The 14,606-nt window shown below is 67.6% G+C and carries 13 protein-coding genes and 1 tRNA gene; 8 read left to right on the plus strand and 6 right to left on the minus strand.

Annotation, left to right across the window (positions count from 1 at the left end):
• Positions 1 to 60: 60 nt before the first annotated feature.
• The 4 genes from B6K69_RS04660 to pdxH form a co-directional block, all read right to left on the minus strand.
• Positions 61 to 137 (minus strand) — tRNA-Pro (locus B6K69_RS04660).
• Positions 138 to 215: 78 nt separating this feature from the next.
• Positions 216 to 716: a DUF192 domain-containing protein gene (locus B6K69_RS04665; RefSeq protein WP_108642960.1), complete on the minus strand. Its 501-nt coding sequence runs from the start codon at positions 714 to 716 to the stop codon at positions 216 to 218.
• Entirely contained in the window at positions 713 to 1,282 is a 570-nt protein-coding gene (locus B6K69_RS04670) for a cold-shock protein (RefSeq protein ID WP_108642961.1), read from the minus strand. Before B6K69_RS04670 ends, B6K69_RS04665 begins: the two co-directional genes overlap by 4 nt.
• 113 nt (positions 1,283 to 1,395) lie before the next feature.
• On the minus strand, positions 1,396 to 2,013 hold the full coding sequence (gene pdxH, locus B6K69_RS04675; protein WP_108642962.1) for a pyridoxamine 5'-phosphate oxidase: 618 nt from the start codon (positions 2,011 to 2,013) through the stop codon (positions 1,396 to 1,398).
• A gap of 128 nt (positions 2,014 to 2,141) precedes the next feature.
• Here pdxH and fabI point away from each other — a divergent pair, with 128 nt between their 5' ends.
• From fabI to trpE, 6 genes are all read left to right on the plus strand, one after another.
• Entirely contained in the window at positions 2,142 to 2,972 is an 831-nt protein-coding gene (fabI, locus tag B6K69_RS04680; RefSeq protein ID WP_108642963.1) for an enoyl-ACP reductase FabI, read from the plus strand.
• Positions 2,969 to 3,583: a LysE family translocator gene (locus B6K69_RS04685; RefSeq protein ID WP_108642964.1), complete on the plus strand. Its 615-nt coding sequence runs from the start codon at positions 2,969 to 2,971 to the stop codon at positions 3,581 to 3,583. Before fabI ends, B6K69_RS04685 begins: the two co-directional genes overlap by 4 nt.
• Positions 3,584 to 3,594: 11 nt before the next feature.
• Positions 3,595 to 4,119, plus strand: coding sequence for a xanthine phosphoribosyltransferase (gene gpt / locus B6K69_RS04690; RefSeq protein WP_108644774.1), 525 nt, complete (start codon positions 3,595 to 3,597; stop codon positions 4,117 to 4,119).
• Positions 4,120 to 4,197: 78 nt separating this feature from the next.
• Complete coding sequence (locus tag B6K69_RS04695) at positions 4,198 to 5,376, plus strand: aminotransferase (RefSeq protein WP_108644775.1); 1,179 nt, start codon at positions 4,198 to 4,200, stop codon at positions 5,374 to 5,376.
• 111 nt (positions 5,377 to 5,487) lie between these two features.
• Entirely contained in the window at positions 5,488 to 7,356 is a 1,869-nt protein-coding gene (locus B6K69_RS04700) for a peptidylprolyl isomerase (protein WP_108642965.1), read from the plus strand.
• A complete protein-coding gene (gene trpE / locus B6K69_RS04705; RefSeq protein WP_108642966.1) occupies positions 7,353 to 8,864 on the plus strand; it encodes an anthranilate synthase component I in 1,512 nt (503 codons plus the stop codon). Before B6K69_RS04700 ends, trpE begins: the two co-directional genes overlap by 4 nt.
• Positions 8,865 to 9,037: 173 nt before the next feature.
• On the opposite strand, the gene B6K69_RS04710 is transcribed toward trpE, so the two are convergent.
• Complete coding sequence (locus B6K69_RS04710) at positions 9,038 to 10,351, minus strand: divergent polysaccharide deacetylase family protein (RefSeq protein ID WP_123876532.1); 1,314 nt, start codon at positions 10,349 to 10,351, stop codon at positions 9,038 to 9,040.
• A gap of 337 nt (positions 10,352 to 10,688) precedes the next feature.
• Between B6K69_RS04710 and B6K69_RS04715 the strand changes: the two genes are divergently transcribed.
• Complete coding sequence (locus B6K69_RS04715; protein WP_108642968.1) at positions 10,689 to 12,176, plus strand: class I adenylate-forming enzyme family protein; 1,488 nt, start codon at positions 10,689 to 10,691, stop codon at positions 12,174 to 12,176.
• Positions 12,177 to 12,356: 180 nt separating this feature from the next.
• The gene (locus B6K69_RS04720) at positions 12,357 to 12,956 is read left to right on the plus strand and encodes an outer membrane beta-barrel protein (protein ID WP_164681883.1); all 600 of its coding nucleotides are present in this window, start codon (positions 12,357 to 12,359) and stop codon (positions 12,954 to 12,956) included.
• 75 nt (positions 12,957 to 13,031) lie between these two features.
• Here the strand turns inward: B6K69_RS04720 and B6K69_RS04725 are convergent, their stop codons facing one another.
• Positions 13,032 to 14,471, minus strand: coding sequence for an AMP-binding protein (locus B6K69_RS04725; RefSeq protein WP_108642969.1), 1,440 nt, complete (start codon positions 14,469 to 14,471; stop codon positions 13,032 to 13,034).
• Between the last annotated feature and the right edge of the window lie 135 nt (positions 14,472 to 14,606).

Below are 14,606 nucleotides of genomic sequence, written 5' to 3' on the forward strand. Positions count from 1 at the left end.
CCGAATGTCCGAGGCCGCAGCCCCGCAGGGCGCAACATGGCTGGACCTGTCTTGCAAGATTGGTCGGGGCGAGAAGATTCGAACTTCCGACCTACGGTACCCAAAACCGTCGCGCTACCAGACTGCGCTACGCCCCGACGCGCGACCAGATAGCGCGGATTGGCGGGAAGGGAAAGCCGTTTGGGGCGCAGGCTGGCAAAAGGCTGGCAGCGCCGTCAGTTGCAGGGCCAGGCGGCATCCTGGGTGATGGCCGGGTGGCGCAGAACTGTGCCGGGCGCGATGCCCAGACGGCGGGCCAGACCACCGTTAATTTCCAGAACAAACCGTGCGGTGCCGCCCGGGATGGGCGTCAGATCCAGCGGGACCGCGTTTTCATGCACCCGCGTCACCACCCCCGCCGCATCGGCAAAGATCATGTCCAGCGGGATCAGCGTGTTCTTCATCCAGAACTGCACCGGACGCGCGGTGTCATAGACGAAAAGCATACCGGCATCCGGCGCAAGGGTCTTGCGGTTCATCAGACCCTGCGCCCGCTCGGCGGCATCATCGGCGACTTCAACCGCGAAGGTTTGCTTGCCGTCCGGGGTGCGCAGGTCGATCCGCGATGCGGAACAGGCCGCTTCGGCGCGCGCGGCGTCGAACGGAAGAATGGCCACAAGAACAGCCGCCGCCAGAAGGGCTGGCAGGCGCTGCTCGCTTGTGGACTTCGCCGTCATTCGTCGTCGCCTGCCCCGTTTTCTTCGCTGCCATGGGCATGGCTGCGCAGAGCCGATTCCCAGCTTTGAACCTGAACGGCCATCCGGCCACGGCGCCCTTCGACGACCCGCAGCGACACCGCCTCGCCCGAGGCGAGATCGGCAAAGCCCGAGACGCGAAGCACCTCGACATGGATGAACACATCCTCGGGGCGGCCAAACACGTTGGCGAACCCGAAACCCTTGGCCTTGTCGAACCACTTGACCCTTGCGGGTTCCAGCGGCAACGCCAGCAGTTCTTCCGGCGAATGAACACCGGCATCTTCCCCCAGAGGGATGATGCTGCCTTCCGGCGGTTCGATCTTTACGACCTCAATGGCCTGCACACCGCGTTGCGTGGTCTGTATCCGGACCGTGATCCCCGTCCCGTCTGCCACCGAGCTTTGCCCAAAATTGCGCAGCACGTTGGCATGAAGGAGGATGTCGGCGGTCGTACTGTCAGAGACGATAAAACCAAATCCCTTTGCCGGATCAAACCATTTCACCCGGCCCTGCACAACCTGCACGGCCTTGTCTTCTTCTGTCATTCCCAGAGCCAGCTCCCCAGCAATTAGCCCGGCGCTACACATGCAGCTCAAGCGGGCGCGGATTCAAGCGGAATCGTTACTATGCGAACTGAATCGTTTACAGTTGATACTGTCTAAGGGTTGAGACGCACAGAGGTCCAGCCCGTCTGAGGTGAACCTCGGGTAAAGCGGAAGCGGTCATGCAACCGGAACGCGCCATCGGCCCAGAACTCGATCTCGACCGGATGGATGCGGATTCCGCCCCAAAAGGGCGGGCGTTTCGGCACAGGCCCCTGCTGCAGCGTGACTTTTGCCACCTCTGCCATCAGGGCTTCCCGCGACGACAGCGGTTCGGACTGCTTGCTGGCCCAGGCCCCGAGGCGCGACTTCAGGCTGCGGCTGGCATAGTAGGCGTCAGCATGCGGACCCTCTTCGCGCGACGTCACGCCGCGGACACGGATCTGCCGGCGCAGCGACTTCCAGTGCAGCACGAAGGCGGCCTTGCCGGTGGCCGCGATCTCGCGCCCCTTGGCCGAACCGTAGTTCGTGTAAAAGACGAACGCCCCGTCACCATTGCCGGGCGATTCGATTTCCTTCAGCAGCACCATGCGGGCATTGGGCAGGCCATCGGCATCGACGGTGGCCAGCGCGATGGCATTGGGATCGTTCGGCTCCAGCGGCTCGGCCTCGGCCAGCCAGCGGCGCGCGATCACGAACGGGTCGTCGCCCGCAAAGATGCCGGTCCGGTCCATCGCCCGCTCTCCCAAATCCTGCGCCCTCTGATCACCTGCCGGAGTGGCTGCTGCTGCCCTTGCGGCAAAGCTGCTTTCGCCCTACACGTCTTTCGCAAAGAACCGCAAGAGTGTGCAAGGAACTGCGTATGTCAACCGGACTGATGGCAGGAAAACGGGGCCTGATCATGGGCCTTGCCAATGACAAGTCGATTGCCTGGGGCATTGCGCAGGCCGTTGCGGCACAGGGCGCGGAACTGGCGTTTTCCTATCAGGGCGAGGCGCTGAAAAAGCGGGTCGAACCGCTGGCGGCCAGCCTGGGCAAGCCGGTGCTGTTCGAATGTGACGTGGCCAGCGAGGAAAGCCTGGATGCGCTGTTCGCAGGCCTGAAGGCGGAATGGGGCCAGCTTGATTTCGTGGTCCATGCCATCGGCTTTTCCGACAAGAACGAACTGCGCGGGCGCTATGTGGACACCAGCCGCAGCAACTTCCTGATGTCGATGGACATCTCGGTCTACAGCTTCACCGCGGTCTGCCAGCGCGCGGCGGCGATAATGCGGCCGGGCGGCAGCCTGCTGACGCTGACCTATTACGGCGCCGAAAAGGTGATGCCGCATTACAATGTGATGGGCCTGTGCAAGGCCGCGCTGGAGGCATCGGTGAAATACATCGCCGAGGATCTGGGCCGTGACGGGATTCGCGTCAACGCGATCTCGGCCGGGCCGATCAAGACGCTGGCGGCCAGCGGCATTGGCGATTTCCGCTACATCATGCGCTGGAACGAGCTGAACAGCCCGCTGCGCCGCAATGTGACGCAGGAGGAGGTGGGCAAGGCCGCGCTTTACCTGCTGAGCGATCTGGGCAGCGGCACGACGGGCGAGAACCTGCATGTCGATGCGGGCTACCATGTGGTCGGCATGAAGGCGATCGACGCGCCCGACATCGACATCGTGACCGGCAAGAAGGACGCCGGCCAGTGACCCTTGCCGCCTTCCTTGCAGTGGCCCTGCTGCATCTGATGGCGGCGATAAGCCCCGGCCCGGCCGTGCTGATGGCGGCGCGCACCGGCGTGACCGAGGGGCTGCGGACGGGGTTCTTCCTGGCCTGCGGCATTGGCCTGGGCGGGGTGATCTGGGCCATGGCAGCGCTGTTCGGGCTGAACCTGGTGTTCCAGGCCGCCCCTGCCCTGCTGTGGACGCTGAAGATTGTCGGCGGGCTGTATCTGCTGTGGATGGGCTGGAAGATGTGGCGCCACGCGGCCGAACCGCTGGATCTGTCGGCCTCTGGCCGGCCGCCGCGGTCGGCGGCTTCGGCCTTCCGGCTGGGGGTGATGACGCAACTGGCCAACCCCAAGCCGGCCGTGCTGTTTTCCGCCATCTTCGTGGGCACCGTGCCGCAGGGCACGCCGGTCTGGGTCTATGCCGCGCTGCTGACGGTTGTCTTCCTGAACGAGACCGTCTGGAACACCGCCGTCGCCCGCGTCTTCTCGCTTGACCGGACGCGCAGCGCCTATATCAGCCTGAAAACCGTTCTTGACCGCGCCTTCGGGGGGTGCCTGGCACTTCTCGGGGTGAAGATCGCCGCCACCTGAGGGGAGTGCCCATGTCCGCTGACCGCCTGCCGCATGAAAAGGGTTTTCACGTCAGTTGGGACCAGATTCACCGCGACGCCCGCGCCCTGGCCTGGCGGCTGGATGGCAAGGGCCCCGGCGAGGGTGGCACCTGGAAGGCAGTGGTCGGCATCACCCGTGGCGGTCTGGTTCCCGCGATGATCGTCAGCCGCGAGCTGGACATCCGCATGGTCGATTCCATCAGCGTGAAGTCCTACCATTCGGGCGGTGGCAAGGCCGACCAGCGGCGCGAGGCGCAGGTCATCAAGGCGCCGAACGCCGATCTGATGGGCGATGGCACCGGCATCCTGATCGTCGATGACCTGGTGGATTCGGGCAAGACGCTGGAACTGATCCGCGGCCTTTACCCCAAGGCGCATTTCGCCTGCGTCTATGCCAAGCCCGAGGGCGAGAAACAGGCCGATACCTATATCACCAGCGTCAGCCAGGACACCTGGATCTTCTTCCCCTGGGACATGGCGCTGCAATACGTCCAGCCCTTCCGCGGCGCGGACTGACCGCGTCCTGTCGCCTGTCGGGCGCCCGTCGCGGGCGCAGCCCCAAGGACAAGACGCGCAGCGCACGAGGAGTGCATGATGTCCCTGCCCCTGAATCCCGCCTTTGCAGCCACGGAACCGCCGCCGGTGATGGAGGCGCGGCGCTGGATTGCCGGCAAGAGCTTTGCGCCCGACCGCCCGCTGATCAATGTCAGCCAGGCCGCGCCGGTGGACAGCCCGCCCCTGCCCCTGCGGCAGGCGATTGCCGAGGCGGCGCTGAACGACCCTGCCGCGCATCTTTACGGCCCCGTTCTGGGCCTGCCCGCGCTGCGCGAGGAAATCGCGGCGCAATGGTCGGCGGCCTATGGCGGCACGATCCGCGCCGATCAGGTGGCGATCACCCAAGGCTGCAACCAGGCCTTCACCGCCGTCATGGCCACGTTGGCCGGTCCGGGCGATGAGGTGATCCTGCCGACGCCGTGGTATTTCAACCACAAGATGTGGCTGGACATGGCCTCGGTCACGACGGTGCCGCTGGACACCGGCGCGACGCTGATCCCCGAAGCCGCGGCGGCAGAGGCGCTGATCACGCCGCGCACCCGCGCCATCGTGCTGGTCAGCCCGAACAACCCCGGCGGGGTGGAATATCCGGCCGAAACGCTGGCCGCCTTCCGCGATCTGGCCCGCGCGCGCGGTCTGGCGCTGATCGTGGACGAGACCTATCGCGATTTCGACAGCCGCAGCGGCCGCCCGCATGACCTGTTCACCGCGCCGGACTGGGATGAGGATTTCATCCAGCTTTACAGCTTTTCCAAGGCGTATCGCCTGACCGGGCACCGGGTGGGTGCCGTGGTTGCCAGCACCGCGCGGCTGGCCGAGGTGGAGAAGTTCCTGGACACCGTGGCGATCTGCCCCAGCCAGTTGGGCCAGATCGGCGCGCTGTGGGGGATGCGGAACCTGTCGCAATGGGTGGCGGGCGAGCGGGACGAGATTCTGGCCCGCCGCAAGGCGATGGTCGAAGGGTTCCATGCGCTGTCGGGCTGGAAGCTGCTGGGCTGCGGCGCCTATTTCGCCTATGTCGAACACCCGTTCGACATGGCCAGCGATGCGCTGTGCAAGCGGCTGGTGGATGACTGCGCGCTGCTGATGCTGCCGGGCACCATGTTCCAGCCCGAGGGCAGCGCGGCGGGGCGGCGGCAGATCCGCATTGCCTTTGCCAATGTCGATGCCGCCGGCATTGCCGAGATGTTCCGCCGTCTGGCCGCGTTCCGCGCCTGACGGCGGCGCACCACCGGGTCACGGGGCCGGGATTGCGCCGCCCGGCCATCTTGCCCCGCGCCCCCCTTCCCTCTAGACAGGCGGGCAAAGTTTCCCGCACAGGCGCATCCCATGGCCAAGACCACCGACGACGAAGCCAAGAAACCCGTCAGCCGCGGCCAGAAAACGGCGGCCTGGCTGATGACCGGGATGCTGATCCTGGGCCTTGGCGGCTTTGGCGTGACGAATTTCGGCGGCAATGTCAGCTCGATCGGGTCGGTCGGGGACATCACGCTGTCGGTCGATGACTATGCCCGCGCGGTGCGGCAGGAAGTGGCGGCCTTCTCGGCCCAGCTTGGCAGCCAGGTTCCGGTGTCCGAGGCCATCGGCTTTGGCCTGGACCGCAAGGCGTTGCAGGGGCTGGTGACGCGGGCCGCGCTGGATGACGCGGCGCTGAAGATGGGGCTGTCGGTCGGCGATCAGACGGTTGCGGCCGAAGTGCTGAAGATCAGCGCCTTTCAGGGCACGAGCGGCACCTTCGACCGCGCCGCCTATCGCCAGGTGTTGCAGCGCGAAGGTCTGACCGAGGCGGCTTTCGAGGAAAGCGTGCGGCGCGACGTGGCGCGCAGCCTGTTGCAAGGCGCGGTCGCCGGCGGCTTTGCCGCGCCCGAGGCGCTGACCGAAACGCTGTACAAATGGATTGCCGAACGGCGCGGCTTCGCGATGATCCGCCTGACCGAGGCGGATCTGGCCGCCCCGGTCCCGGCGCCGACGGATGACCAGCTCAAGGCCTATTACGACGCCAATATCGCGGCCTTCACCCACCCCGAGGCCAAGCGCATTGCCTATGCCGCGCTGCTGCCCGAGATGATCGCCAAGGATCAGCCGGTGGACGAGGCGGCGGTGCGCAAGATGTATGACCAGCGGATTTCGGAATTCGTGGTCCCCGAGCGGCGGCTGGTGGAACGGCTGGTCTATCCCGATCAGGCGGCGGCCGATGCGGCCAAGGCCAAGCTGGACGGCGGCGCCACCTTCGACTCGCTGGTGGCCGAGCGCGGGCTGACGATGGATGCGGTCGACATGGGCGATGTGTCGAAGGCGGACCTTGGCGCGGCGGGCGACGCGGTGTTTGCCGCAGCCGTTGGCAGCGTGGTGCCGGCGACAAGCGACCTTGGCCCGGCGCTTTTCCGGGTGAACGGGTTGCTGGACGGCGAAGAGACCAGCTTTGACGAGGCCAGGGACGGCCTGTCTGAAGAGCTGCGGATGGATGCGGCGCGGCGGGCGATCTCGGACAAGGTGGAAGAGATCGACGACCTTCTGGCCGGCGGCACCTCGCTGGAAGACCTCGCCCGCGAGAAGGGCATGGAATATTCGACGCTGGACCATGTGGTCGGCCAGCAGGGCGAGGCCCCGCTGGAGGGCTATCAGGCGTTCCGGGCGGCGGCCGACAAGGTGAAGGACGGTGATTTCGCCGAGGCCGTGGTTCTGGAAGACGGCGGCGTCGTGGCGCTGGAATTCCTGGAAACCGTGCCGGCGGCGCCGATTCCGTTTGACGAGGCGAAGGAAAAGGTTGCCGAAAGCTGGCGCGAGGCCGAGGTGAAGAAGGCCCTGTCGGCCCAGGCCATTGCCTTCAAGGCGGCGGTGGAAAGCGGTGCCAGCCTGGGCAGCCTGGGGATTGTCGACCAGACGCCGGAAATTTCGCGCGATGGCTTTGTCGAAGGCGCGCCGCAATCGCTGCTGCCGGCGGTTTTCACCATGGCCGAAGGCGAGGTGCGGGTGATCGAAGAGGGCGATTTCATCGCGCTGCTGCGGCTGGAAACCGTGAAACCGGCCGAGGCCACCGGCGAAGAGGCCGATGCCCTGCGCGCGGCGCTGCGGGCGCAGATCGAACAGGCGATCTCGCAGGATGCCTTTGCCGCCTTTGCCACCGCTGTTTCGGCAGAGGCCGGCATCACCCTTGACCAGACCGCCATCAACGCCGTGAATGCGAGATTGCAATGACGATGCTGCCCTCCTTCGACGCCTTTGAAAAAGCCTGGGCCGAAGGAAAGAACCAGTTGGTCTGGACCCGGCTGGCAGCCGATCTGGATACGCCGGTCAGCCTGATGCTGAAACTGGGCGAAGCGCGGGCCGATACTTTCGTGCTGGAATCCGTCACCGGCGGCGAGGTGCGGGGGCGTTATTCGATCATCGGCATGAAGCCCGACCTGATCTGGCGCTGCAACGGCACTCAAAGCGAGATCAACCGCGAGGCGCGGTTCGATTCCGGCGCCTTCCGCCCGCTGGACGGCCCCCCGCTGGACACGCTGCGCGCGCTGATTGCCGAAAGCCGGATCGACATGCCCGAAGGGCTGCCGGCGGTATCGGCGGGGCTGTTCGGCTATCTGGGCTATGACATGATCCGGCTGGTGGAACACCTGCCCGATGTGAACCCCGATCCGGTCGGCCTGCCCGATGCGGTGCTGATGCGGCCTTCGGTGATTGCGGTGCTGGACGGGGTGAAGGGCGATGTGACGCTGGTCGCGCCGGCCTGGGCCGGGTCTGGCCTGTCGGCGCGGGCGGCCTATGCGCAGGCCGCCGAACGGGTGATGGACGCGCTGCGCGATCTGGACCGCGCGCCCGCGGCCGCCAGCCGCGATCTGGGCGAATCCTCCCGCGTGGGCAACCTGCGGTCGAACTTCACGCATGACGGCTACAAGGCCGCGGTCGAGAAGGCGAAGGATTACATCCGCGCCGGTGACATCTTCCAGGTGGTGCCCAGCCAACGCTGGGCGATGGATTTCGCCCTGCCGCCCTTTGCCCTTTATCGTTCGCTGCGGCGGACCAACCCGTCGCCCTTCATGTTCTTCTTCAACTTCGGCGGCTTTCAGGTGGTGGGCGCCAGCCCGGAAATCCTGGTGCGGCTGCGCGACGGGCAGGTGACGATCCGCCCCATCGCCGGCACCCGCAAACGCGGCGCGACCGAGGAAGAGGACCGCGCGCTGGAGGCCGATCTGCTGGCCGACCAGAAGGAACTGGCCGAACATCTGATGCTGCTGGACCTGGGCCGCAACGATGTGGGCCGGGTGGCGAGGATGGGCACGGTGCGGCCGACCGAGAAGTTCATCATCGAACGCTACAGCCACGTCATGCATATCGTGTCGAACGTGGTGGGCGAGATCCGCGACGGCGAGGACGCGCTGTCGGCCCTGCTGGCCGGCCTGCCCGCGGGCACCGTCTCGGGCGCGCCCAAGGTGCGGGCGATGGAGATCATCGACGAGCTGGAGCCGGAAAAGCGCGGCGTCTATGGCGGCGGCGTGGGCTATTTCGCGGCGAATGGCGAGATGGACTTCTGCATCGCGCTGCGCACGGCGGTGCTGAAGGACGAGACGCTGTATATCCAGGCCGGCGGCGGCGTGGTCTATGACAGCGACCCGGAAGCCGAATATCAGGAATCCGTCAACAAATCCAACGCCCTGCGTCGCGCAGCCGAGGATGCGGGCCTGTTCGTCCGCCGCGGCAACGGCTGACCCGTCAACCCTGATGCGCGGCCGCAAGCGGCCGCAGTCCAGTCATCTTGCCTTTGTCGCGCGCAAGGGCGCGGCCATGCCCTTTCATCTGTCCTTGAATATCCCGGGGGTGCGGGGGCAGCGCCCCCGCGAAGGCCAGCCAGATGCGCCCCCCCCGCCGGATCAGCCGGTCGTCAGTCAACCGTCAGGACAGCCGTGACCGGGGCCAGCGCCACGGTTGCGGCGCGGCCTTCCACCGCCCATTCCAGCAGCGCGGCCACGGTTTCCGGGCGCGTGTGGCCGACGACCGTGACCCGCCCCTCTTGCGCGGCCTTGAAGGCGGCGCGGTCAAGGGCGCGGCGGATGGCCGGGGTGGGTTCCCCGGCGGCATCGAGGCTGCGGAAGATCACCGCCGCCGGCACATCCTCGCGCCGGGCCACCTGATCTACGGCGTTCAGCCCTTCGTCCCAGGTCACAAGGCCCCTGCCCTGCGCGCCCAGCACCGGCACCACGGCGGCGGCCAGGGTGCGGTCAGACTGGAAACTGCGTCCGGGCAGGTCCATCACCGCCACCGCTTCGGGCAGCGTCTGCCCCATCACCTGGAATGCCTGTTCGACATCGCTCGGCACGGCGCCCTTGGGCAGCGCGGTGGTCAGAAGGATCACCTCTTGCCCGGCGGCGCGGTAGGTTGCGGCGCGGTCGGCGGCGCCTTCGGCCATCGGGTCCAGCGCGAAGGTCACCGGGAAAGGCAGCGCGGCCAGCGCGGCGCGGTCAAGGCCGGGTTCGCCCGTGTCGATCAGGATGATGGCCAGCACGGGCTTGCCGGCGGGGTTGTCGAAAGGCCGGGCAAAGGCACGGACCGGCGGCTGCGGCCCGTCCTCCAGCGCGGCGTCGGCTGCGGAAGGCGCGGGATCGCCGATGCGTGGCAGACGGTCGGTCGCGATGCCCTCGGCGCCGGGCAAGGCCGGGGCCGGGGCCAGGGTGCCCTGCCCGACAGGGGCGGTGTCGGCGGGCGCGTCGGTTCCGGCGGGTGCCGGTTCAGGCGCCGGTTCGGGGGCCGCGCCATCGGCCAGCATCTTCTCTTCCTCGGGCGTCAGGGGTGGCGGGGCCGGAAGATCGGGCGCGGGCGGCGCGACTTCGGCCTGCGGCGACGCCGGGCCGGCGGGCGGCGTGGCGGCAATAGCAGCGGGATCGGCGGTACCGGGAAGCGGAACGCCGGGGTCAGCGGCGGCGGGCGGCACGGGCGCGGCCGGAAGATCGGCAGGCGGGGCCGGTTGCGCTGCGGGCTTCGATGAAGGCTGCGGTGGCGTGGCGGGGGGCGTCGCCGCGGGGGCTTCGGCGGCGGGGCTTTCGGTCAGGGCGGCCGTATCGGGCAGCGGGGGGGCCGACGGGGTGATCGCGGTCGCGGGCCCGCCTGCCGGACGGGGCGAGGTCAGCGAAGCGGCCGCCAGAAGCGCCGCACCCAGCAGGCCACCAAGCGCTGCGCCCTGAAGAAACCGTCCGATCACCCTTGCCTCCGTTCCTGCCTGATGCGCCTGCCCGGCGCCGGACACTTGTTACCGCGATGCTGCCTGACCCGCGGGCTGGCCCCGCCGAATCGGCTTTGGTCCGTTCCGGGCCTGCGTTGCCGGGTTGTGCCGCAGGCATCGCAAGACCGACAGCCCCTTATAGCCTGCGCCGGGCGTCGCTTCACCCACTTTCCCACCCTGCGACACCCGGGACGGTGCGGTTCCGCCGAGGTGTTGCATTCGCCGCCCTGTGCCCGGGCGGCACGGGCGATTGACGCCGGGGGTGGAAGCGGGTCAGGCTGACGGCGCATTCCGGTTGCAGACAGGTCATTTCGCCATGCCGCTTTCGCCCCGCTTCAATGTCGGCCTGCATTATCTGCGCGCCGTTGCGGCGGCCCCGGAGACACCCGCCGTTGTGGGGGGCGAGGCGACGGTCAGCCATGGGCAGTTGGCCGAGGCGGCGCTGGCCGTGGCGCTGGGGTTGCAGGAGCGCGGCCTTCGGGCGCGCGCCACGCTGGCGGTGCGGACCGGCGATCCGGCGGTGGCGCTGGCCACGCTGCTGGCCACCGCCATGCTGGGGGCCCGCTGGGTGTTTGCGCAGGGCGATCTGGTCACAAGCGGTCGGTTGCCGATCGACATGGTGCTGGACGACGGCAGTCTGGAGGGCGCGGCGCCGAAGGGTGCGGTTATGCTGGATGCGGGCTGGTTCGCGCCCCGGACGGGCGACGGCGGGCGGTTGCCGTTCGACGGCTTCCGCGACCCCGAGGACATCTGGATGATCAGCCAGACCTCGGGCACCACGGGCACGCCCAAGCTGGTGGGGTTGCCGAACCGGGTGCTGGTCGCGCGGATCGAGGCCAATGCCGCGCGGCTGGACTGGCGCGGGTTGCGGCTGGCCAGCCTGTTTCCGGTCGCCGCGCCGATCTGGCTGACCTATGCGCTGACCACGCTGCTGCACGGCGGATCGGTACTGGCCGCCACGCCGCCCGAGGGCTGGGCCGCGGCGGGGGTGGGGTTTGCGCTGGCCTCGCCCGCGCAGGCGCAGCGGATGCTGGCGGGGCTGACGCTGCCGCAGCGGATGCCGAAGATCCAGCTTTCGGGCGGCCCGGCGCCCGAGGCGCTGGTGCGGGCGCTGCTGCGGTCGTTCGAGGAGGTCTGGGTCGGCTATGGGTCTACCGAGGCGTTCAATGCGCTGTCGAACATCAAGACGCTGGGGCCGGACGGGCAGATCGCAAGCCGCACCGAGCTTGCGCCGGGGGTGCGGATCGAGGTGGTCGATGCCGCGGGCCAGCCGCTGCCCGACGGGCAGGAGGGCCAGATCCGGGTGCGCAATCCCTTTCTGGCGCCGGGCTATCTGAACGCGCCCGAAGCCACGGCCGCCAGTTTCCGCGATGGCTGGTTCCATCCGGGCGATCTGGGGCTGTGGGATGCGACGGGCGGGTTCCACATCTCGGGGCGGGTGAACGAACAGTTCAACCTTGGCGGTCAGAAGCTGAACGCACCGCTGATGGACTTTGCGCTGATGGCGGTGCCGGGGGTGCGCGATGCGATCTGCTTCATGCTGCCGGGGCATGAAGGGACAGAGGCCCTGCGCGCCTTTCTCAGCCTCGACCCGGCGGCGGATGTGACCGAGGTTCTGGCCGGGGCGCGGCTGGCGCTGATGAAACTGGGCGGGCTGCCGGCGGTGCCCAAGCGGTTCCTGTTTGCCGAAACGCTGCCGCGCAACGCCAATGGCAAGGCCGACCGCCGCGCCTGCGTGGCGATGGTGGAAAGCGGGCGGGCGCTGCGGCAGGCCCGGGCCAGCGGACCGGAGGCCGGAGATTGATCCGTGAAATCAAAGCTGATTCCGGTGTGAAATTTGGCCGGAAAATGCTGTTGCACATGGGTCGCGTGGGGCGATCTTGTCGCAACCCTGACGGTATTTTCCTTTGCAGAACCGGATTCGCGGTCTAGGCTGCCGGTATATTTTTAGAAACAAAGGGGTTTGAGGATGTCAAAGAGTGAAATGACACTGCGCCTTGTCACCAGTGGCGCGGCAGTGATTGCGGGTTCGGCCGGTCTGGCGCAGGCGCAGGATGTGGGTGGCTTTTACGGCGGTGTGGGCATTTCGATGCCCTCGGGCGACGGCACCTTCTACGGCGGCAGCGATACCTATTCCATCGACAATGGCGCGCTGGGGTCGATTTTCGGCGGCTACAATGTGGTGACCGGCAGCGGTCTGGTCTATGGCGGCGAACTGGCGCTGACCCAGGGCGGCACCATTGGCGGCGACAGCTATTACAGCGACACGTTCAAGCTGGGCACCACGATCGACTTGAAGGCCCGTGTCGGCAAGGTGTTCGGCACCACGCTGGTCTATGGCGCGCTTGGCTATTCGAAGACCTCGATCGAGGACGAATACGGCTATGACTATGGCGATGTCGATGGCGTCAGCATCGGGGCCGGCTTCGAAATGCCGATCAGCGACAATGGGTTCATCGGCGGCGATGTGACCAAGCGCAACCTGAACCCGACCGGGTCCGGTCAATACGGCATCCCGACTTCGGAATATGTCGATGGCGTTGACCTGACCACCGTCTCGGTGCGTCTGGGCTTCCGCTTCTGACCTGCCCACAAGCGGGCGGTCTGACATCTAAGGGCTGCGCGGGGTTCGCGCGGCCCTTTTCCTTGCGCGTCGCGCCTAGGCTTGCAGGAACAGCCGCCGCAGTCGGGCGCTGTCGATCTTGCCGGTATCGGTCAGCGGAAATTCCTGCAGGCGCAACGCGCGGGTGACGCGCAGGCCCTTGAAGGGGGCCAGGGCGGCGGTCAGTTCGGCCTCGGACACCGGGCGCGGCGCGCGATAGGCCACGCCAAGACGTTCCAGACCGCCGGCATCGGCCAGCACCACGGGCTCTGGCGTCATGCCGGGAAAGGCCTGCGCCAGCACCTGCCGCACGGCGGCCAGCGAGAACTTGTTGCCGCCGAAATTCACGATGTCCTTGGTGCGGCCGATGATGAAATAGGCGTCGCCTTCACATCGCAGGATGTCACCCGGGAAGAACCAGCCGTTGACGAAGCCGCTGCGGCGGTCGTCGCTGTCGGCCAGATACTGGCGCGGCAGGCGGCCCGAGACGGGGCGGAACCCGACAACGCCTTCGCTGGCCTGCGGCAAGGGGTTGAGGTCATGGTCGAAGAAGCCGATCTGCAGATCGGGGCGGCGGAATTCACCCAGATAGCTGTCGGGGCGCGGGGTGGCGGGATCGAAGATCCAGCGGAAACAGGGCCCCAGTTCCGCCGAGCCATAGCCCAGGTGCAGCCGGGCGGGGCAGATCGCGGCAAAGGCGGCCAGAAGCTGCGCACCGGCCTGCGCCCCGCCAATGCGGATGTCGCGCAGGCCGCGCAGGTATTGGCCGACCTGCGGCTGTTCCAGCATCATCTGCAAGACCGCGGGCGAGGTTCCCAGCGTATCGACATGGTAAAGGTCGATCCAGGGCAGCGCGTTGCCCGAACCTTCGGTCAGCGCCACGACCGAGCCGCCCGACAGAAGCGTCTGCAAGATCAGCGACATCGACCAGCCGGAATGGCAGGTCAGGGTGGACAGCACCCGGCGCGAGGACAGGTCCACCGCCCCCCAGAAGGCGCTGCGGTCGGCATCGGCCAGCCGGTCCCCCTCGGTCGAGCGGATGAATTTGGGCGTGCCGGTGGTGCCGGACGAACGGTAGACGAACATGCCCCCGCCCCCGCCGGCGGCGGTGAAATCGGGCAAGGGCAGCGTGCCCATGTCGGAAAACCAGTCCGGCCCGATCACGAACTGCCGGTCTTCGGGCAGGCCGGGGATGGGGTCGGTGGTCAGCACCCGGTCGAAGGCCAGACCGGCGGCCTGCACGGGTTCGGGCACGGAAAAGATCACGGTCAGATCGCGCAGCGACAGCAGCAGGCACAGGGCAAGGCACAGTTCGGGCCGGCGGCTGGCCATGACAAGCGTCTGCCCGGGCCGCAGCCCGCGGGTGGTCAGTTGCACGTCCAGAAGATGCACCAGTTGCAGGATGTCGTCATAGGACATCTGGCTTTTCTCGGTCAGCAGCGCGATCTTCTGCGGGTTGTCACGCGCCCTGCGGGCAAAGGCGGACATCAGGGTCATCACGGTTGCGCTCCGGCAGGGGACATGCAGGCACAGGTTGCCTGACGGGGCACAGGCGTCAACCCCTGCGGAGGCCGGCAATGCACCCGCAGAAAGTGTTGTCTCGCGCAAGAGACACGCCTAAGCTGCCGCGCG

The organism is Pseudogemmobacter blasticus (genome assembly GCF_003071405.1).
Classification (GTDB): Bacteria; Pseudomonadota; Alphaproteobacteria; order Rhodobacterales; family Rhodobacteraceae; genus Pseudogemmobacter; species Pseudogemmobacter blasticus.